Origin of the sequence: Hymenobacter sp. BT18, from assembly GCF_012273015.1 — a bacterium.
In the GTDB taxonomy this organism is placed as follows: domain Bacteria; phylum Bacteroidota; class Bacteroidia; order Cytophagales; family Hymenobacteraceae; genus Hymenobacter; species Hymenobacter lutimineralis.
Window position 1 is genome coordinate 3,020,794 of record NZ_CP050954.1, and the last position, 20,866, is coordinate 3,041,659.

Genomic DNA, 20,866 nt, shown 5'->3' on the forward strand with positions numbered 1-20,866 from the left:
ATCAGGAAGCTTGGGGCGGCAAGGGCAACAACTGGCCAATAATTGGAAATCGGTCGAAAACGTTGGGCGTGTGCGGGGCATCTTTGTCCAGCTCCTTGGTAAGGTCCTGGCCGGCCCAGTGCTCGTAGTGGTTACCGCGTCGCCACAGCCGGGACCGGGTTACATCGTAGATCAGACCACGGTAGCTCACCCAGATTTCGTCCCGATCCTGGCCATTACGCAAGGCCAGCTGGCTTCTGGTGTAAGTTTCTAGTTGCGGGTTGCAGGTTGCTGGTTCAGACAGGGGCGTAGAAGGCAAAATAATTGCCTCAGCGGCGTCCGCGTTTACAGAAGTGGTACGCTTTTCCGCTTCCGCAGAAGACTCATCAGGCGAAACAGGCTCTGGCATACACATCAACTTGAAACTAAAATCCAGCAGCTCACCCCAGCAAGGCTTGAGTAAGAATCCAGCGGTTAGGTAAATCACCCTGGGAGGCGTGGAGGTAATCCTGGTAGCTGCAGGGCACAATGCGCTTCACGGAGCTGTCGGCCAAGCTTTCCACCTCCAGCCACCACTTCTCAGTGCGGCGGGCCTTATAGAATACCAGCTTGGCCGGAGTGCCCGGCAGACCAATGGCGTAGCGCATAAACCGTCGGCTCTGGAAGTCGGTTTCGCCCAAGCGGTGGTAGAAGCCTTCAATAAAGTACCAGAGCATGGTGGCTGCGGCAAAGGCCGCTAGGCCGTGCTCATCCTGGTCGGGACGGTAGCCGTAGAGGCCGAAGGAACTCAGTTGGTCGTTATGGCCGGCGTACCAGCACAGCTGGGAGGCCTCTTCGCCCGTCAGCCCATACGGACTGGGTGGGGTGTAGCCCGGGAAGTCGGGCCAGCGTAAGGCCGATAAATCGAAGCTGAGCATATCGGCCTGCCGGATGAGGGGCTCGGCCTGGCGCACGTCGGCGTGGACTTCGCCCAGACGCAGGGTTTCAAAGTGCAGTTTTTCGAGCGTGGCCAGCACCCCGGGCGGCACTAGGTACTGCTGGTGCCCGATTTGACTAAAGCAGAACAGGAAATTGGGCTCGTGCATTAGAATGCGCCGCAGGTGCGTATCCTCGGGCCGGGCTCCGTCGTGCTCCGCCATGTCTACCCGGGCGTCAATCGTCACGTGGCTCACGGGGCGCTCCAGCGTTTCGTACGCCAAGAACTGCCCATAGTCTAGGTCCTGGGAACCGCCCAGTAGCAGCGGGATAGTCTGATTTTCCAGCAGGGCCGCCACAATTTCGCGCAGGCGCAGGTAGGTGTCTTCCAGCGTGAGGCCGGGGCGCAGGTTGCCCAGATCTACTAGTCGAACCGGCCCGGTACCCTTCTGCAATTGGTAAAACCGCTCCCGCACGCGGTTGGCGCTATGGCCCTGCGGGGCACCGGCAGCGCTGCCCCGCCATTCATCCAGCCCTATCAGGGCCAGATCGGCGGCGCGCCAGTCCGGAAACGTGTCGATGAAGCGCGTGGCATACGCCCCCAGCGTGGTGGGAACGGGTGCGGCACCTACCGGGTCTTCGGGCAATGGATCAAAAAAGATAGCAAGATTCATCGGACGCAGACAGAGCGGACTCGGGCAAAGCTACGTAAAAGCCGGGCATGGCCCTAGCTGCCGCCCCGGCCATTATGTGCCGGTAAACTGGTTAACCAACGAAAAAAGTAGTTATTTAAGCTGCGGTTCAGGTTGCCCGGCTCCACGCCGGCCCAAAACTGCTGTCCTGCTTCCTTGCATCTTCCCACCAGTGCCTTCCCTTCTTCATGGACATTCGCCGTACCTTCGACATCCTGCCCCACCTGCAGCAGAAGTACAACAAACCCGACTGCTTTGCCGTCAAAATCAGCGGCCGTTATACCCCCATCAGCACCGATACGGTTGTCGAGAAAGTAAACCAGGTGAGCCTAGGGCTGCGCAGCCTCGGCATTGGTAAAGACGACAAAGTAGCCATTATCTCCATGAACCGCCCCGAGTGGATGTTCGCGGATTTTGGTATTGCCCAATTGGGCGCCACGAGTGTACCTATGTACCCCAGCATCACCGTTGAGGACTACAAGTACATCTTCGCCGATGCCGGCGTGAAAGCAATTTTCGTTTCCGATAAGAAGCTGCTGGAAAAGGTACAGGAGGCCACCCAGGGCCTGAATATCCCGGCCGGCAATATTTTTACCTTCGACAAGATTGAGGGAGCCCGCCACTTCGAAGAACTGCTGGAGCTGGGCAAAAAAGGCGTTGCCGCCGACCTGGAGCCGGTGAAAGCCGCCGTCCAGCCCGACGACCTGCTCACGCTCATCTACACCTCGGGCACCACCGGTCAGCCCAAAGGCGTAATGCTGACGCACAACAACCTGCTCAGCAACTGCCGCAACTCCCAGCGGTTTGTGCCCGTCACGCAAAACGACAAAGCCCTGAGCTTCCTGCCGCTCTGCCACATCTTTGAGCGGATGGTCACGCACCTCTACCTCATCAACGGCGTGAGCATCTACTACGCCGAGAGCATGGAAACCATTGCCGATAACTTGCGCGAGGTGAAGCCCGAAATCTTTACTACCGTGCCGCGCCTCCTGGAAAAGGTGTACGACAAGATTGTCGCCAAGGGCCACGAGCAAACGGGGGTCAAGAAAAGCCTGTTTTTCTGGGCGCTTGACCTGGGCCTCAAATACGACAACCAGAAAGACCACGGTTTTCTGTACAACACGCAGCTGGCCCTGGCCAATAAGCTTATCTTCAGCAAGTGGCGCGAAGCTCTGGGCGGTAACCTGCGCTGCATAGTGAGCGGTGGCGGCGCCCTGCAGCCCCGCTTGGCCCGCGTGTTCTGGGCCGGCGGCATCCGGGTAATGGAAGGCTACGGCCTCACTGAGACGTCGCCCGTTATTGCCGTGGGGGGCTATGAGCCCGAAAACAATATGATTGGCACCGTGGGTCCCATCATCGACAACACCGAAGTGAAAATTGCCGCCGACGGAGAGATTCTGACCAAGTCGGAATCCGTGATGAAAGGCTACTACAACAAGCCCGAACTCACCGCCAAGGAATTTGACGCTGAGGGCTGGTTCCACACCGGCGACATTGGGGAAATCGTGGACGGCAAATTCCTGAAAATCACTGACCGCAAAAAGGAGATGTTCAAGACCTCGGGCGGCAAATACATTGCCCCGCAGGTGATAGAAGGCAAATTGAAAGAGTCGCCCCTGGTGGAGCAGTGCATGGTGGTGGGCGACGGGCAGAAATTTCCTTCGGCTTTGGTTATTCCTTCCTTCGATGACCTGAAGGGCTGGTGCAAGCGCCATGATGTGGACTGCAACTGCTCCAACGAAGAGTTAGTGAAGAACGAGAAGGTGGTGAAGATGTATGAGGAGCTGGTGCAGAAGTACAACCAAGGCTTCGCCCAGTGGGAGCAGGTCAAGAAAATTGCCCTGCTACCCCAGCTTTGGACCGTAGAGACCGGCGAAATGACGCCCACCATGAAGGTGAAGCGCAAGGCCATCAGCGAAAACAACAAGCAGATCATCGAAAGCCTTTACCAGCAAGACGCAAAACGCTAAATTATAATGCTCACCATCAGCCTCGCCGTCGAACAAGCGGTGAGGCTGATGGCTTAAGCCACCGGGGCACATCCAGGGTTTCTCACCTATGGCGTCATGACGCGGCTATGGCGTAAATCGAACTGAGAATCAGGTGCGAACCAGTAGGTAGAAAATGAGCCTCTAAGATCAGGCTCATTTTTTTGCGTAACTTAGTATGCAAGCATAACATATTTTTGTATGTTTACCGGACTTGCCGTACTGCCCTATGACACCTGAGGAAACCGTTGATTATAACATTAAAGTTGCCTGGCACGCCATTTCGCGTATGTACAATACGCAGGCTGCCAAGCACGACATCACCACGAGCATCGGCTTCGTGCTGCTGAACATCGACCAGGAAAACGGCACGCCCGCTACCAAAATAGCCCCGCTGCTGGGCCTCGAAACCCGCTCTCTCACGCGCATTCTGCGGAGCATGGAAGAAAAAGGCCTGATCTACAAACAAGCCGATACCCAGGACAAACGCTCGGTGCGCATTTTCCTGACCGAAGAAGGCCTGCGCGGCAAGGAAATTTCCCGTCAGACGGTGCGCCACTTCAACCTGAAAGTGCGCGAGAAAATCCCGCAGAGCGAACTGAACGTGTTTTTCAAGGTAGTCGGCCAGATTACGGGCATGATAGAGGGCAAGACCCTCTATGACGATTTCAAACTAAAACCCCTGCGCTCCGAGTCACCGGCCTAGCCGGGCGGTTAGCTATTGGCCCTTGGCTGATAGCTTTCTTGTTTTCCACCGGCACTGCCCGTGGAAACGTAAAGCCAACAACTCGGCATGACGAGTGCTTCCAACCGGTAGCTGGCAGTCTGAAGCTTAAACAAAACTTATTTCTTCCCACCTCATTCCTTCCCACGAATGAATCGTACCATCAAAAAAGTAGCCGTTTTGGGCTCCGGGGTGATGGGCTCGCGCATTGCGTGCCACTTCGCCAACATCGGTGTGCAGGTGCTGCTGCTCGACATTGCGCCCAAGGAGCTGCTGCCCGCCGAGGAGGCCAAAGGCCTGAAGCTGGACAACCCGGCCGTGAAGAACCGCATCGTGAACAGCTCGCTGCAGACGGCCGTGGCGGCTAATCCCTCGCCGCTGTACCGCAAGCAGGATGTGAGCCGCATCAAAACCGGCAACTTCGACGACAACCTCAAGGACATTGCCGGCTGCGACTGGACGATTGAGGTGGTAGTGGAACGTCTCGACATCAAAAAGAGCCTGTTTGAGCGCGTAGAGCAGTACCGCAAGCCCGGTACGCTCATCACCTCCAACACCTCGGGCATTCCGATTCACATGATGACGGAAGGTCGTTCCGACGACTTCCGCAAGCATTTCTGCGGCACGCACTTCTTCAACCCGCCCCGCTACCTGAAGCTGCTCGAAATCATCCCGACGCCGGAAACCGACAAGTCGGTGGTGGATTTCCTGATGCACTACGGCGACCTGTACCTGGGCAAAACCACGGTGCTGGCCAAGGATACCCCGGCCTTCATTGCCAACCGCGTGGGCGTTTTCGCCATTATGGACGTGGTACAGGTGATGAGCGAGTTGGGCCTGACGGTGGAGGAAGTGGACAAGCTGACCGGCCCGGTTATCGGCCACGCCAAGTCGGCCACCTTCCGCACCTCCGATGTGGTGGGTCTGGATACGATGATCAACGTGGCCAACGGCCTCGCCCAGAACCTGCCCAACGACGAAGCCAAGCACGTGTTCCAGCTGCCCGACTTCATCAAGAAGATGGCCGAGAACAAGTGGCTGGGCGACAAAACCGCCCAGGGCTTCTATAAGAAAGTAAAAGGTGCCGGCGGCAAGTCGGAAATCCAGGCCCTCGACCTGAACACGCTGGAGTACAAGCCCAGCCAGAAGGTGAAGTTTGCCACCCTGGAAGCCACCAAGCCGATTGAAAAGCTGGCGGACCGCTTCAAGGTGCTGGCCGCCGGCAAAGACAAGGCCGGGGACTTCTACCGCAAGACCTTCGCGGGCCTGTTTGCCTACGTGAGCAACCGGATTCCGGAAATCACCGACTCGCTCTATAAGATTGACGACGCCCTGCGCGCCGGCTTCGGCTGGGACCTGGGCCCCTTCGAAACCTGGGATGCCCTGGGCGTGCAGAAGGGCCTGGAGCTGGCCAAGGCCGAAGGCAAAACTGTGGCGCCGTGGGTAGAGGAGATGGTGGCCGCCGGCCACACCGCCTTCTACAAAGTGAGCGAAGCGGGCGTGAAGCAGTTCTACGACATCGAGTCGAAGAGCTACCAAGCCATTCCGGGCATGGAGAACTTCATCATTCTGGACAACCTGCGCGCCACGGGCAAAGTGCTGTGGAAAAACGCCGGGGCCTCGGTGCTCGACATGGGCGACGGTATCCTGAACGTGGAGTTCCACTCGAAGATGAACGCGCTGGGTTCCGACGTCATCCAGGGTTTGCTGAAAGGCGTGGAGCTGGCCGAAAAGGACTTCCGCGGCCTCGTGGTGGGCAACGACGCACCGAACTTCTCGGCTGGCGCCAACCTGGGCCTCGTGTACATGTTTGCGCTGGACCAGGAGTATGACGAGCTGAACCTGATGATTGCCCAGTTCCAGCAGGCCATGATGCGGATGCGCTACAGCAGCATTCCGGTGGTGGGCGCACCCCACGGCCTGGCCCTGGGCGGCGGCTGCGAGCTGAACCTGCACTGCGACCGGGTGGTAGCGGCAGCTGAAACCTACATGGGCCTCGTGGAATTCGGTGTAGGCCTGATTCCGGGCGGCGGCGGCACCAAGGAAATGACTTTGCGCACCGCCCTCAAGTACGAGGAAGGCGAGCCGGAGTACAACCTGCTGCGCAACGCCTTCATGACGGTGAGCACCGCCAAAGTATCCACCTCGGCCCACGAAGCCTTCGACCTGGGCTTCCTGCGCCGCGGCGACGAAGTGGTGGTGAACTCCAACCGCGTACTGGCCCAGGCCAAAGCCGCCGCCATTGAGCTGGCCGAAGACGGCTACACCCAGCCGGTGCAGAAAACCAACATCAAGGTGCAGGGCAAAGGCGCCCTGGGCATGTTCCTGACCGGCGTGCACGCCATGAAGGAAGGCCGCTACATCTCCGACCACGACGTGAAGATTGCCAACAAGCTGGCCTACATCATGTGCGGCGGCGACCTGAGCAGCCCCACCGAAGTATCGGAGCAGTACCTGCTGGACCTGGAGCGCGAAGCATTCCTCAGCCTCACCGGCGAGCGGAAAACGCTGGAGCGGATTCAGTCGATTCTGACTACCGGCAAACCGCTTCGTAATTAGAACTGAGAATTGAGAGCTTAGAACCTAGAGTTGTTCTGTATGGTAAGTCGGCATCGTTTTCGGGGTTTAAAAATCTGGCAGAAGGCGATGCTGATTACCAAGCTCACTTACCAATGCTGCGCGCTGTTTCCGCCTGACGAACGGTTCGGGCTAACCTCGCAGATGCGCCGAGCCGCCGTTTCTATCCCTTCAAACATTGCCGAAGGAGCAGGGCGTGGTTCAGCAAAGGATTTCGGGCAGTTTCTTTCAATTGCCACCGGTTCAGCTTACGAGTTGGAAACCCAGTTTCTGCTGGCGGCTGAGTTCGGCTACATTGATGAACCCCGATTACAAGCTGTTGTAAGTGAGTTGGTAGAACTTCAAAAGATGCTCTACGGCTTTCAAAAAAGTCTTCAATCTGAGAACTAACCACCAGAGTCTAAGCTCTAAGTTCTCACCTCTAACTTCTACTAACATGAACGCATATATCGTAGCCGGTTACCGTACGGCCGTTGGCAAGGCCAACCGTGGCGGTTTCCGCTTCACCCGTCCCGATGACCTCGCCGCCGACGTCATCAAGCACCTGGTGGCCTCGGTGCCCCAGCTGGACCCCACCCGCATCGACGACGTGATTGTGGGCAACGCCGTACCGGAGGCCGAGCAGGGCCTGCAGATGGGCCGCCTGATTTCGCTGCTGGCTTTGCCGATGAACGTGTCGGGCCTCATCGTGAACCGCTACTGCGGCTCTGGCGTGGAAACCATTGCCATGGCCGCCGGTAAAATTGCCGCCGGTATGGCCGACTGCATCGTGGCCGGTGGTACCGAGAGCATGAGCTTAGTGCCTACCGTGGGCTGGAAAACCGTGCCCAACTACAAGCTCGCCCAGCAGCACCCCGACTACTACCTCGGCATGGGCCTCACCGCTGAAGCCGTAGCCCAGGATTACGGCATCACCCGCGAAGACCAGGATCAGTTTGCCTACAACTCGCACCAGAAGGCCATCAAAGCCATTCAGGAAGGCAAGTTCAAGGACCAGATTGTGCCCGTAACCGTGGAGGAAACCTACCTCGACCAGGCCACCGGCAAAAAGAAAAACCGCTCGTTCGTAGTCGATACCGACGAAGGCCCCCGCGCCGATACGTCGATGGAGGCGCTGGGCAAGCTGCGCCCCGTGTTTGCCGCCAACGGCTCGGTAACGGCCGGTAACTCGTCGCAGACGTCCGACGGTGCCGCTTTCGTCATTGTGATGTCGGAGCGCATGGTGAAGGAACTGAACCTGGAGCCGATTGCCCGCATGGTGACCTACGCCACTGAAGGCATCGACCCGCGCATCATGGGCATGGGCCCCATCAAGGCCGTGCCGAAGGCGCTGCGCCAAGCCGGCATGAAGCTCCAAGACATCGACCTGTTCGAGCTGAACGAAGCCTTCGCCTCCCAGAGCCTCGCCGTCATGCGCGAGCTGGACATGGACCAGAGCAAAGTGAACGTGAACGGCGGCGCCATTGCCCTCGGCCACCCGCTGGGCTGCTCCGGTGCCAAGCTCAGCATCCAGCTGTTCCACGAGCTGCGCGCCCGGGGCCAGAAGTACGGCATGGTAACCGCCTGCGTCGGCGGCGGCCAGGGCGTAGCCGGCATTTACGAGCTGTTGAAGTAGTAATGTAGCGTAAGCTTTAGCTTGTGCCGTGGGCGGCCCGAAGCCCAGCTTCGGACGGAAAACTCAGCCGCTCACGGCACAAGCCAAAGTTTCTGTAACTGATTTGTCATCCTGAGCGGAGCGAAGGACCTTATCACGCTAGAACGAATCGTTATAATACGGTAAGGTCCTTCGCTCCGCTCAGGATGACAGACGGTTGACAAAGATTTCCCCGCTGATCCGGGGTTTTCTTTTCGTGAACTAGTCGGCAAGCATAACAAATTTTTGTATCTTTCGGTACGACAAAACAACGGGGCTTACTTGCCGGTAAATAGTAGGTAAGCCGAGTAGTTTCTCTTCTTTTTGACTTCAGTATTTCCCACTCAATTTCACCTCACCCGGTCATGGAAGTAACCAACCAACTTGTGAAAGGCGGCGAGTTTATCATCAAGGAAACCGACGCCCAGGACGTATTCACGCCCGCCGATTTTTCGGAGGAGCAGAACATGATGCACCAGACCGCTCTCGACTTCGTGGAGAAGGAGGTGACGCCGCTGCTGGACCGCCTCGATAACCACGAGGAAGGGCTCATGCGCGGCCTGATGGAAAAGGCCGGCGAGCTGGGTTTGTTCGGCGTGAGCATTCCCGAGCAGTACGGCGGGTTGGACATGGACTTCCCCACGTCGCTACGCGTGACCGAGGGTGTGGGTGGTGGCCACTCGTTCCCGGTGGCCTTCGCGGCCCACACCGGCATTGCCATGCTGCCCATTCTGTACTTCGGTAACGAGGAGCAGAAAGCTAAGTACCTGCCCGGTTTGACCAATGGTCAGCTGATGGGCGCGTATTGCCTCACCGAGCCCGGCTCCGGTTCCGACGCCCTGGGCGCCAAAACCAAAGCCATGCCCACCGAGGACGGCGAGCATTACGTGCTCAACGGCCAGAAAATGTGGATTACCAACGGTGGTTTCGCCGACGTATTCATTGTGTTTGCCCAGGTGGATGGTGACAAGTTCACCGGCTTCATCGTGGAGAAAGAAACGCCCGGCCTGAGCCTCGGCAACGAGGAGCACAAAATGGGTATCAAGGGTTCCTCGACCCGTCAGGTGTTCCTGTCCGACGTGAAAGTGCCGAAATCGGCGGTGCTGGGCGAGATTGGCAAGGGCCACCTCATTGCCTTCAACATCCTGAACATCGGCCGCATCAAGCTGGCTGCCGCTTGCCTGGGTGCTACCAAAATGGCTTCTACGCTGAGCGTGAAGTACGCCAACGAGCGGGTGCAGTTTAAGCTGCCCATCAGCAAGTTCGGCGCCATCAAGTACAAGCTGGCTCAGCAGGCCATCCGGATTTACGCTGTAGAATCGGCTATTTACCGCGCCGGCATGGACATCTTCCGCATGGAGCAGGAACTGCTGGCCAAGGGACAGAGCCACAACGAGGCCCTGTTGGGTGCTGCTCGCGAGTTTGCTGTGGAGTGCGCCATCCTAAAAGTGGAAGGCTCGGAAGTGCTTGACTACGTGGTGGACGAAGGTGTGCAGATTTACGGTGGCTACGGCTTCTCGGCCGACTATCCTATGGACCGCGCCTACCGGGATTCGCGTATCAACCGCATCTTCGAGGGCACCAACGAAATCAACCGCATGCTGGCCGTCGACATGATCCTGAAAAAGGGTCTGAAAGGCGAGCTGGATTTGATGGGCCCCGCCCAGGCGGTGCAGCAGGAGTTGATGGCTATTCCAGACTTCAACCTGGAAGAAGAAACCGGCCTGTTTGCCGCCGAGAAAAAGACCGTTGCCAAGCTGAAAAAGGCTATTCTGATGGTAGCTGGTACGGCCGTGCAGAAGTACATGAACTCGCTCGCCAAGGAGCAGGAAGTACTGATGAACATTGCCGACATGGCCATCAAGGTGTACACCGCCGAAAGCACCCTGCTGCGCGTGGAGAAGGAAGCCGCCGCCAAAGGCGAAGAGGCCGTTTCAACGCAGATCGACATTGCCCGCGTATACCTCTACGACACCGTGGATCAGGTGAACAAGTTCGGCAAGGACGCCATCGGCACCATGACCGAGGGTGACGAGCAGCGTCTGCTGGCCATGGGTCTGAAGCGCTTCACCAAGTCGGACCTCTACAACGCCAAAGAAGCTCGTCGCCGCATCGCCGACAAGCTGATTGCCGCCAACGAGTACGCCTACTAAACCACGGATTGTGCGGGCGATTCACGCACCAACAAAAAAGCCTCCATCTATGGAGGCTTTTTTGTTTCATGTCATCCTGAGCAAAGCGAAGGATGACAGGTGCTTGATGCACGCCGACTATAGAATCCGTGGAATCCGGAAAATCCGCCGGAATCTGTGGTTCATTTGCTCACAATCTTATTCAGCATCAGGGCCGCCGACTTCTTATTGGGGCGGCTTACACCGATGATGGTTTTAGCATCCAGCCAGGTTGTAAAATCCTTTACATAGGCCAGGTTTTGGTCGGCTACGTTCAGGCCTAGTTTCTTCGGCTCCGATACCACCCCGGTGCGGGCATTTACCCGGCGTAGATACAGGTCCGACTTGTTCTTGAGCTTTTCCTGCGTGACGATTTGCAGCTCATTGCCGAAGGCCGCCACCCGGTAGCCAATGCCGGCAAACCCCTCGGCCGGTGACGCTACCTGGTTTTTGGCGATAATCGTGTGCCAGGTAGGCGTTTGGAACTGGTTATAGCCAAACAAGTGCAGTTCCCGGGCGTGCGTAGGGGAGTCGTCGCCGCCTTCCTCATATTTCTTTTCCGCTACCACGACTAGAGCACTATCGGGCGTGAATACTACATCTGAGAGGTACACGTCTTCCAGTCGTTTGGAGCTGGTTTGTCCGGCTTTGTTTACTTCTGCCAGATACTCCGGCGTAAAGCGGAATTCCGGCGCAAACTTCAAATCACCGCCCTGCGTGGGGTCAAATTTGACGAGCTTAAGGCTGTAATACTGGCCCGTTTCGCGTTCCGTACAAATTGCGGCCCCAAAGATTACCCCATTGGGTTGCATGGTGAACTTGGTATCAAACACGTTTACCGCCTTACCCCCGAACGTGCCGCCCACGGCTACCGAAAGCACCTGTACATCGTTAGTATCCAAACGATAGCGGCGGAGGGAAAGCTTTTTCATCTTATCACTAACCAACGTGACGTATTGGGTGCCATCGTTGGCAACGTGTACCGCCGGTGAGAAAAGGTCGCCTAAGTCGTGAAAATCGTAGATACGGTCTTTGAGTTTGGTCAGCTGCTGATCGTACAGCGTCGCGCTAATGGCTTTGATTTGAACCTCCCGGGTGAGGTAGCGGAACGCAAGGATGCGCTTGCCATCCGGGGAAATAGCAACCCCTGGGCGACGGTCACGCGGGCTGGCGTCGATCAGTTTTTGGGGATTCGCCTTTTGCCCCGACTTGAGGTTGATGGGCAAAACCGATAAATACTGGGCAGCGGCGTCCTTGTGGTGAATTACTACCATTGCCTGCTCAGTGTTTGCGGCGAAGGTTTCGATGCTTTCTCCGGCAGCTACGGGCACCGCCGCCGTCCATACCTTCTTTAGCTCGGCATCGTAGCGTTCCACGCTATACTCCGTTGCCGATCTGTGGCCCAGCACTACAAAGTCGGTGGTGCCGGCTACGGGCAGCGTTTTGCGTGGCACCCGTTGGTTGTAGCGGTCATCCGTTTGCTCTGGTACATAGCTGAACGCCGCCGTCTTCACGCGCTGGGCAGAAACGGGGCCGGTGCAGAGCGCACCTGCGAGGCTCAGGGCAACTCCCCATATTTTTACAGTAAAGTTCACGAGAGAAGGCGGTTAGCTACGAACAAGAAAAAAAATCAAAAAAAATCCTCTTCAAAGGTATCAACTCTTCCTTAACTACCGTAAACGACCCGGCTTCTGAGCGAGAGGCCAGTGCAGGCAAGGAAAGCTTCATCTTTTCATAAAGGAAACGGTTCTTGTTTTCTGCCGACAAAGTGGTTGCTTTGCCCCATCAGATGCCCGTTTTTTTGCATGATTGACATAATTTTGTAGATAAAATCTACATTTACTTTTGTAAGTTGTAGAAAAAACGCCGCCTCTACTGCCTGTTGAAGCTACTGCCGAGCCGAGGCTAACGCATCCTGGCTCAGTTTTTGCCAAACAACCTTCTGCACATACGTGGACCTGTTGATATGAAATTTTTACTTAAGACTCTCCTTCTGTTTGTTCTCATCGTAGCTGGCCGATTTGCCAGAAATTCGGAGCCGCAAACCGCAACCATTGTTCATAAACCCCAGGCAGCTGCAGTGGCTACCCCCTTCTTGGTGCATCAGGTGAGCACACATTCACAAAATATCCGGCAGGTGCCTGGAACGGCTCCGGTAGTGGAGACGGCAGTAGCCATGAGCATTGAATAAATGCAGCAAGCGGATCTTTTCCGCTTTTTTTATGCCTATTCTTCTATATAGAAATCTAGCTGATGCGGCTCCAGTTGACGGCCGTAGCCGGCAAACTTTCTATATGCCGGCGAATAGGTTGATTGGCTGGTTTACGCAAGTCAGGGTCGTCGTGTAGCAGTTCTTGCGCGGCGGCCCTGCTTTCGGTCAGAATGCGGCCATCTTTAGCTAAGTCGGCAATCAGCAGATCCAGCACCCCGCTTTGCTGGGTTCCCATCAGGTCGCCGGGGCCGCGCAGCTTTAGGTCGATATCGGCAATTTCGAAGCCGTTATTGGTGCGTACCATGGTTTCGATGCGGGTGCGGGAGTCTTTGCTGAGTTTGTAGCCGCTCATCAGAATGCAGTAGCTCTGGTCGGCACCCCGGCCTACGCGGCCCCGCAGCTGGTGCAGCTGCGAAAGGCCGAACCGCTCCGTGCTTTCTATGACCATTACGGAGGCATTGGGAACGTTCACGCCTACCTCAATTACGGTAGTGGCCACCATAATCTGCGTTTGTCGGGCCACGAAGCGCTGCATCTCGGCATCCTTCTCGGCTGCCGACATGCGGCCGTGCACAATGCTGATCTGGTATTCGGGGAAGGCGCGGGCCACGCTTTCGTACCCGTCCATCAGGTCCTTGTAGTCGGCCATGGCCTCACTTTCCTCGATGAGGGGGTAGACAATGTATACCTGCCGGCCGAGCTTTATCTGGTCGCGCAGAAATTGAAATACCTTGAGGCGGTTGGAATCGAAGCGGTGGACGGTGACAATGGGCTTACGGCCGGCCGGCAGCTCGTCGATGACGGAAACATCCAGGTCGCCGTAAAGCGTCATGGCCAGCGTACGGGGAATCGGAGTAGCCGTCATCACCAGCACGTGGGGAATAACGTGCGGGTTCTTTTGCCAAAGCTTGGAGCGCTGGGCTACCCCAAAACGGTGCTGCTCGTCCATGATGGTGAGCCCCAGGTTGCGGAATTGTACCACGTCCTCCAGCAGGGCGTGGGTGCCTACCAGCATGTGCATTTCGCCGCTGCGCAGCTGCTCGTGCAGTACGCGCCGCTCGGCCGTGCGGGTGCTGCCCGTGAGCTTCCCGATTTTAAGGCCCAGCATATCGGCGTACTGCTTCAGACCAACGTAGTGCTGGTCGGCCAGAATTTCGGTGGGAGCCATCAGGCAGCTTTGGGCCCCGTTGTCGGCAGCCATGAGCATGCTGATGAAGGCTACAATGGTTTTGCCCGAGCCCACGTCGCCCTGCAACAACCGGTTCATCTGCTTACCGGAGCAAAAGTCTTTGTAGATATCGTGGATAACGCGTTTCTGAGCCCCCGTCAGATCGAAGGGCATCACGTTCTTATAGAAGTGCACCAGGGAAGGCACTTCGCGAAAAATCTGGCCGGCCAGCTCCACCTTCCGCTGGTCGCGCTGGCGCAGCAGCTTCAGCTGCACGTAGAATAGCTCCTCAAATTTCAACCGAAACCGGGCGGCCTGCAGGAGTTCCGTGCTCTGCGGAAAGTGAATCTGCTGGAAGGCGGTGGCCTTGGGCATGAGGCCGTATTGCCGGATCAGGTCGTCGGACAGGGTTTCCGAGACCTGGGGCAGGGCCAGCTTAAGCAGGTCGGCCACCATGCGGGCAATGGCTTTGCTATCGACCCGGTGGTAGTTCTTGAGTTTTTCGGTGGTGTTGTAAACGGGCTGCAGGTAGCTCTGCCCCGGCTTTTGCTCCGACACCTCTTCCAGCTCGGGGTGGGCCATCTGGGGCCGCCCGTTGAACAGGGTAGGTTTACCGAAAACGATATACTCCTGGTGGTTTTTAATGATCTTCTCCAGGTAGTTTACTCCTTTAAACCATACCAGGTCCAGCTCGCCGCTGGCGTCGGCGACCTTGGCGACCATGCGCTTCTTCGGACCTTCGCCCAGGACCTCCCGGTTGCGCAGAATGCCTTTTACCTGTACGAAAGGTAAGTCGTCGTGCAAGTCGCAGATGTTGTAAAACTGCGTGCGGTCGAGGTAGCGGAAGGGGTACCGCTGAATCAGGTCGCCGTAGGTGAACAGACCCAGCTCTTTCTGGAGAAGCTGGGCACGCTGCAAGCCGACGCCGCGCAAATACTCAATCTTGGTCTGGAAAAAGGTACTCATAGATCAATGAAGAATGAAGAATGAGGAATGAGCAATGAACTGTACCTTCCGGCCATCCTTCATTGCCCATTTTTCATTGCTCATTGATATTTCAGCGTGTTTAGCAGGCGCACAATATCCGTCTTCACGTAGTCGATTACCGGGGCCAGAGAGTCATTGGCCGTGGCTGTGCGGAAGTACAGGGCCCCGCGGAAGAAGTGCCGGGTACTGTCGGTGGTATAAAACTGAAACTGACTGGGTACTTCCCCGCTGAGCTCAAACACCGAAACCCGCATGCCGCTGGGCGTTTTCAGAATATTCTCGTCGATGGCCGACGCTTTTATCTCGTGCTTGCTGGTGAGCTTACGGGCATCTTCCAGCATCTTGTTATAGAGCTTGGGATTCCGCCGCACATCCGTGTAGGTTATCTGCACATTCGCCCGCAAAGAGGGGTAGTATACATTAATCCAGTGCGGCTGGGCCAGGTAGGAAGAGTCGCGTAGGATCTTGGCGTACCGGGAGTACTCAAACGTGTACGGATGACCGGGCGCCAGCTGCTGGTAACGGTGCGGGGGCAGGTCGATGCGGTTGTACCCCTTGGGCTTAGGTGTGTATTCAGGAGACGAGGAGCAGCCAGCGGTAAAAGAGGCCGCTACGAGCAGCATAGCCAGCGCCCGAAAGAAGGAGGAAGAGAAGGACATCCGGAAAACAGATTTACCTATCAAAGGTAACCACTGCGAGCTACTATGTTCTACAACGCAAAAAGCCCCGGCCATGTGCCAGGGCTTTTGATAGAGGGTAAAGCCGGACGGTATTAGAAAGGCAGCTGGTCAAGCTCGGGCTCCTGTCGGAAAGTGACAGGAGCCGCCGTGGCCTGCTCGGGCGCAGAAGGGCCGTCGGTGCCCGATGGCCGGGCGCTGAGCATGGTAATTTCGTCGGCGACAATTTCGGTGATATACCGGGTCTGGTTGTCCTTGTCCTGGTATTGCCGCGTCCTGAGCTTTCCTTCAATGTATACCTGTTGGCCCTTTTTCAGGTACTTCTCGGCCATATCGGCCAAGCCGCGCCAAGCCGTGATGTTATGCCATTCCGTGCGCTCTACCCGGTTACCTTGCTTGTCTTTGTAGTAGTCGTTGGTAGCCAGGGTAAAGTGGGCCACGCTGGCGCCGCCCTCCAAGTGACGAACTTCCGGGTCTTTGCCCAGATTGCCAATCAGGATTACTTTGTTAATGCCTGCCATGATCTGATGAATAAGGAGTTGAGTGAAAAATAAGGGTTGGTTTCTGCTATTAAAGATACAATAGTAAAAACAATATACCAAAAATATTAGCCAAATATATCAGCTAATATAATTAGTAATAAGGATTGGTTTGGGTAGGCTTTCCACTTCCGCCTGCGTGAAGGGCTGCAGGCCGGTCACGCGCAGCTGCTGGTCGGAGAGGGGAGCCTGCAGCGCCAGGGAGTGGAAACGAACTTCCAGCTTTTGATGACTGAGCACATGCCGGAAGATAGCGCTGGGCTCCTCTGCATGGTTAATGGCCAGGGTGGCTCCCAGCGCGGCCACGGCATCCAGCAGCGTGGTTGGAGCAATGGCGGGCAATTCGGTTTCTACCAGGGCAAAATCGTAAAGCCCCTGCCAGATGTCTTTGCCCGTACGCTTGCGCATGTATACCAGATCCTGGTAGCGTAGCACTAAGTAGTGAAAGTAGCGCGTGCGGGAAGCTTTGGCCTTGCTTTTCACGGGTAGCTCCTGCACCAAGCCATGCTGAAAAGCAAAACAGGTGCTTTGCAGCGGGCAAAACAGGCAGTCGGGTTTGGCAGGGGTGCACTGCAGGGCGCCAAACTCCATTATAGCCTGGTTGAATTCGGCGGGATGCTCGGCGGGAATCAGCGAGTCGGCCAGCTGTTGGAATATCTTCCGGCTGGCGGGGGCGGCTATGTCGGCGCTGATGCCGAACACGCGAGCCAGCACCCGGTACACGTTACCATCCAGCACCGCTACTTTTTCGTCGTAGGCAAAAGAAGCAATAGCCGCCGCCGTGTACTGCCCGACGCCGCGCAGCTTAAGTAAGCCATCGTAGGTGCCGGGGAACTCGCCCCCATATTCCCGCACTATCTGCTGGGCGGTATGGTGCATGTTGCGGGCCCGGGAGTAGTAGCCCAGCCCTTGCCAGTGGCGCAGTACCTCGTCTTCCGGGGCAGCAGCCAGCGCCTGCACCGTGGGGTAAGAAGCCATGAAATCCAGGAAGTAGGGAAGGCCCTGCTTTACACGGGTTTGCTGTAGAATAACCTCCGACAGCCAGATGGCGTAGGGGTCACGGGTATGGCGCCAGGGCAGGTCGCGGCGGTGGCGGGGATACCAGGCCAACAGAGCGGGAGCAAAAAGGGACGAAGCTGGTAGAGAAGTGGATAGAGCCAAGAACTTGAAGACGAAAGGGTTGTAAAAAAGCCCCGGGAGGGAACGGAATACGGGGAAACGCTTGTAAAACAAAAAAAGGGGGCTACCTTTGTGGCCCCAATTCGCAATCGAACCGCCTATTGGGCAAAGGCTTACGTCTTGAATCGGGGTAGTTTGCCCGCACTTTTTTTTCACTCCATAGTACACTTACCAGCGTGACTAAAGCAGAAGTAATTGCCGAAATTGCCGATAAAACCGGCATCGAGAAAGCCGACGTTTCGGCTACCGTAGAAGCTTTCTTCAAAGTCGTGAAGGATTCAATGGCTGACGGCAACAACATTTACGTGCGTGGCTTTGGCAGCTTCGTAAACAAAAAGCGCGCGAAGAAAGTGGCCCGCAACATCTCAAAAAACACGTCGATTATCATCGACGAGCACTTCATCCCCAGCTTTAAGCCGTCGAAGACTTTCATCGGCAAAATCAAAAACAGCAAGAAGATCAAGGAGCTGGCTCAGGCATAAGTTCGTTTCTTCGTAACATTGTGGCAGCGCCGCTAGGTTTTCCTGGAAAGCCGGGCGGCCTGCTTTTTTCTCCGAATGGCTCGTATTTCCTCGCACCAACTTCTGTTACTCCTTGTCGCCCTGGCGGTAGTGGGAGCATTGTTTATGCTGCCTAAGGGAATTGTGAAGCCAAAGGAGGGAAAAAGTGAGCTGGCGCAAACGGCGGCGCGCACGGCCAACCGCGACCAGGGGGCTGCGGCTCCTTCCACGGCTTCCGTAGACGGCGCGGCCGCAATGGGTGGAACGGCTGAGCAGCCGCATATGAGTGCTACGCCGGCCCAGCAGAAAGAGCTGGCTCAGCTACGTGCTCGTTACGCCGCGGCCGATGCCACTACCAAGCTCCGCTTGGCCTCAGACCTGGCCGCTAAGTACGCGGCCGTCACCAAGTTCGACAGTGCCGGTTATTACTACGAGCAAGTAGCTGTAGCCCGTCCTGGCGAGCAAGCGTGGAAAAAAGCGGCTGACCAGTACTTCGAGGCGTTTAGCTTCGCTGCTACCGAGGAGCGGGCCAAGGCCCTCAGCGCCAAGGCCCGCGAACTGTACCAGCGGGTGCTGAAAAATAATCCGGACAACCTCGACGCCAAAACCAATTTGGGTATGGCGTACATGGCCAGCGACAACCCGGTACAGGGTGTAGTGATGCTGCGTGAGGTGCTGGCTACAGACCCTCGCAATGAAAAGGCCCTTTACAATTTGGGGGTGCTGTCCTTGCAGAGCAACCAGGCCGAAAAAGCCGTGGAGCGTTTCCGGGAGCTGGTGAAATACCATCCCGATAACGTCAGCGGTCAGTTTTACCTCGGCGTTTCCTTGGCCCAAACCGGTAACCGGGCGGAGGCACGTAAGGTATTTACGCAAGTCAAACAAAACAGCACCGACCCGGCCCTTTCGGCGTCGGTCGACCAGGAATTGCAGAAGCTGCAATAATCATTTCTTCAACCTAACCCTTTTAACCCATGCCCTGCGGTAAAAAAAGAAAGCGTCATAAGATTGCTACCCACAAACGCAAAAAGCGTCTGCGCAAGAACCGTCACAAGAAGAAGTAAGCCTTCCGGGGTTTGCTGGCGGGCGTAGCAGCCACGGGCTGTCGACTAAGCGTCCGTCTATCTCTCATTTAGTATCCCCGAGAGTGGCTAATCGTGCGCTTTCCCCGAGGCTTGGAAGGGAAGCTGGTGCTCTACGCACTGGCTTCCCTTTACGGGTTTCTGGGCTGCACACGCGGCCATGTGCTCAGGTATGCTGCTTAACCGCTTAATCCATTGAGTAACGAATTAATCATTAATTCTACTCAGGACGGAGAACGGATTGCCCTGCTACAGGACAAGCGGCTCATCGAATATCATTTCGACCGCAACGACACCAACTATTCGGTTGGTGACATCTTCCTGGGTACGGTCAAGAAAGTTATGCCCGGTCTGAACGCCGCGTTCATTGACATTGGGTACCAAAAAGACGCCTTTCTGCACTACGGAGATCTGGGGGAAAACTTTCCCTCGCTCAATAAGTGGGTGAAGGGCGTTCATTCGCAGAAAATTGCCGTTGGGCCGCTCAAAACCTTTCAGTTTGACGGGCAGCTCGACAAGGTTGGCAAAATAGCCGACACCCTGAAAAAGGGCCAGCAGCTGCTGGTTCAGATCATCAAGGAGCCAATTTCGACCAAAGGGCCGCGCCTGTCCACGGATATTTCCATGGCCGGCCGCTACCTCGTGTTGGTGCCTTTTTCCAATACCATCAGTGTCTCGAAGAAAATCGTGAGCAAGACGGAGCGGGAGCGGCTTAAGCGCCTCATTGCCTCCATCAAGCCCGAAAACTTCGGCGTCATCATTCGCACCGTGGCCGAAGGCCGCGAAGTGGCTGAGCTCGACAAAGACATGCAAAGCATGGTGGACAACTGGCAACAGCTGTTCCAGACGCTGCGTAAGGCCAAGCCCAACGAGAAAGTGCTGGGCGAACTGGGCCGAAGCAGCTCCATGCTGCGGGATATGCTCAACGAGTCGTTCGACTCCATCATCGTGGATTCGCCCCCGATGTACGAGGAGATGCGCAGCTACCTGCAAAAGATTGCTCCCGATAAGGTAGGCCTGCTCAAGCTGCACAACGCCAAAGTGAAGGTGTTTGAGCAGCACGGCATTGAAAAGCAGCTTAAGTCGCTGTTTGGCAAAACTGTGACGGTGCCCGGCGGCGGCTACCTCGTCATTGAGCACACCGAGGCCCTGCACGTAGTGGACGTAAACTCCGGCAACAAGAGCAACCAGGAAGGCGACCAAGAGGCTACTGCCTTGATGATCAATATGCTGGCTGCTAAGGAAGTAGCCCGTCAGCTCCGCTTGCGCGACATGGGCGGCATCATCGTCGTCGATTTCATTGACATGAAGTCGGCCGAAAGCCGGAAAAAGGTAGAGGATGCCGTGAAGGATGTGATGAAGCACGATAAAGCACGCTTTACCATTTTGCCCATCACCAAGTTCGGCCTCTTGCAGATAACCCGGCAGCGCGTACGCCCCGCCGAGAATATCGTAACGGGCGAGGTATGTCCTACCTGCGGGGGCACGGGCAAGATTTCGGCTTCTATTCTGGTAACGGACGAAATCGACAACAGCATCGAGGACCTGCTGGTGACGCAAAACCAGTCAGGCGTGACGCTGAACGTGCACCCGTTCCTGCATGCCTACTATACCAAAGGTCTGGTGAGCCGCCAGATGAAGTGGTATCTGAAGTACTACAAATGGGTGAAAGTGATGAAAGACACTTCCCTCGGCATTACCGAATACCGCATCGAGGACGAGTACGGCGAAGAAATTGAGCTGCACTCGGCAGCAGCGGCCATGAGCCGACTGCAGGACCGCGAAGTGGAAATTGTAGAATAATTGACGGCCGTTTTCTGCGAAACCCCGCCTGACAAGTAGA

Annotated in this window: 16 protein-coding genes; 9 read left to right on the forward strand and 7 right to left on the reverse strand. The window is 56.4% G+C overall.

Going from position 1 to position 20,866, the window contains the following annotated elements; translation table 11 throughout:
- Window position 1 precedes the first annotated feature (1 nt).
- Together HER32_RS12975 and HER32_RS12980 are read right to left on the reverse strand one after the other, a co-directional pair.
- Window positions 2–283 carry a cytochrome b5 domain-containing protein gene (locus HER32_RS12975; protein WP_232066484.1) on the reverse strand — a complete coding sequence of 94 codons (282 nt, stop codon included), beginning with the start codon at window positions 281–283 and terminating at the stop codon, window positions 2–4.
- Between the two features lie 136 nt (window positions 284–419).
- Window positions 420–1,568, reverse strand: coding sequence for a formimidoylglutamase (locus tag HER32_RS12980; protein WP_149072035.1), 1,149 nt, complete (start codon window positions 1,566–1,568; stop codon window positions 420–422).
- A 206-nt stretch (window positions 1,569–1,774) separates the two neighbouring features.
- Between HER32_RS12980 and HER32_RS12985 the strand changes: the two genes are divergently transcribed.
- The 6 genes from HER32_RS12985 to HER32_RS13010 all read left to right on the forward strand — a co-directional run bounded on the left by HER32_RS12985 (window position 1,775) and on the right by HER32_RS13010 (window position 10,661).
- Entirely contained in the window at window positions 1,775–3,556 is a 1,782-nt protein-coding gene (locus tag HER32_RS12985) for an AMP-dependent synthetase/ligase (RefSeq protein ID WP_168682169.1), read from the forward strand.
- Between the two features lie 247 nt (window positions 3,557–3,803).
- Window positions 3,804–4,280, forward strand: coding sequence for a MarR family winged helix-turn-helix transcriptional regulator (locus tag HER32_RS12990; RefSeq protein WP_168682170.1), 477 nt, complete (start codon window positions 3,804–3,806; stop codon window positions 4,278–4,280).
- 168 nt (window positions 4,281–4,448) lie between these two features.
- Entirely contained in the window at window positions 4,449–6,857 is a 2,409-nt protein-coding gene (locus HER32_RS12995) for a 3-hydroxyacyl-CoA dehydrogenase/enoyl-CoA hydratase family protein (protein WP_168682171.1), read from the forward strand.
- A 39-nt stretch (window positions 6,858–6,896) separates the two neighbouring features.
- The gene (locus HER32_RS13000) at window positions 6,897–7,265 is read left to right on the forward strand and encodes a four helix bundle protein (protein WP_168682172.1); all 369 of its coding nucleotides are present in this window, start codon (window positions 6,897–6,899) and stop codon (window positions 7,263–7,265) included.
- 46 nt (window positions 7,266–7,311) lie between these two features.
- Window positions 7,312–8,490 carry an acetyl-CoA C-acyltransferase gene (locus HER32_RS13005; protein ID WP_168682173.1) on the forward strand — a complete coding sequence of 393 codons (1,179 nt, stop codon included), beginning with the start codon at window positions 7,312–7,314 and terminating at the stop codon, window positions 8,488–8,490.
- Between the two features lie 383 nt (window positions 8,491–8,873).
- Window positions 8,874–10,661: an acyl-CoA dehydrogenase family protein gene (locus HER32_RS13010; RefSeq protein WP_168682174.1), complete on the forward strand. Its 1,788-nt coding sequence runs from the start codon at window positions 8,874–8,876 to the stop codon at window positions 10,659–10,661.
- A gap of 161 nt (window positions 10,662–10,822) precedes the next feature.
- On the opposite strand, the gene HER32_RS13015 is transcribed toward HER32_RS13010, so the two are convergent.
- The 5 genes from HER32_RS13015 to mutY all read right to left on the reverse strand — a co-directional run bounded on the left by HER32_RS13015 (window position 10,823) and on the right by mutY (window position 17,372).
- On the reverse strand, window positions 10,823–12,274 hold the full coding sequence (locus HER32_RS13015) for a hypothetical protein (protein ID WP_168682175.1): 1,452 nt from the start codon (window positions 12,272–12,274) through the stop codon (window positions 10,823–10,825).
- Between the two features lie 651 nt (window positions 12,275–12,925).
- Window positions 12,926–15,025: an ATP-dependent DNA helicase RecG gene (recG, locus tag HER32_RS13020; protein WP_149072042.1), complete on the reverse strand. Its 2,100-nt coding sequence runs from the start codon at window positions 15,023–15,025 to the stop codon at window positions 12,926–12,928.
- 80 nt (window positions 15,026–15,105) lie between these two features.
- A complete protein-coding gene (gldD, locus tag HER32_RS13025) occupies window positions 15,106–15,705 on the reverse strand; it encodes a gliding motility lipoprotein GldD (RefSeq protein WP_410503877.1) in 600 nt (199 codons plus the stop codon).
- A 113-nt stretch (window positions 15,706–15,818) separates the two neighbouring features.
- Window positions 15,819–16,244 carry a single-stranded DNA-binding protein gene (locus HER32_RS13030; protein ID WP_149072043.1) on the reverse strand — a complete coding sequence of 142 codons (426 nt, stop codon included), beginning with the start codon at window positions 16,242–16,244 and terminating at the stop codon, window positions 15,819–15,821.
- A gap of 99 nt (window positions 16,245–16,343) precedes the next feature.
- The gene (mutY, locus tag HER32_RS13035; protein ID WP_232066251.1) at window positions 16,344–17,372 is read right to left on the reverse strand and encodes an A/G-specific adenine glycosylase; all 1,029 of its coding nucleotides are present in this window, start codon (window positions 17,370–17,372) and stop codon (window positions 16,344–16,346) included.
- Window positions 17,373–17,617: 245 nt separating this feature from the next.
- Between mutY and HER32_RS13040 the strand changes: the two genes are divergently transcribed.
- The 3 genes from HER32_RS13040 (at window position 17,618) to HER32_RS13050 (ending at window position 20,826) form a co-directional block, all read left to right on the forward strand.
- Window positions 17,618–17,923 (forward strand): HU family DNA-binding protein, encoded by a 306-nt coding sequence (locus HER32_RS13040; protein ID WP_073104742.1) that lies wholly within the window; start codon window positions 17,618–17,620, stop codon window positions 17,921–17,923.
- A gap of 75 nt (window positions 17,924–17,998) precedes the next feature.
- Window positions 17,999–18,886: a tetratricopeptide repeat protein gene (locus tag HER32_RS13045; RefSeq protein ID WP_232066252.1), complete on the forward strand. Its 888-nt coding sequence runs from the start codon at window positions 17,999–18,001 to the stop codon at window positions 18,884–18,886.
- A 332-nt stretch (window positions 18,887–19,218) separates the two neighbouring features.
- The gene (locus HER32_RS13050; protein ID WP_168682176.1) at window positions 19,219–20,826 is read left to right on the forward strand and encodes a ribonuclease E/G; all 1,608 of its coding nucleotides are present in this window, start codon (window positions 19,219–19,221) and stop codon (window positions 20,824–20,826) included.
- Window positions 20,827–20,866 lie beyond the last annotated feature (40 nt).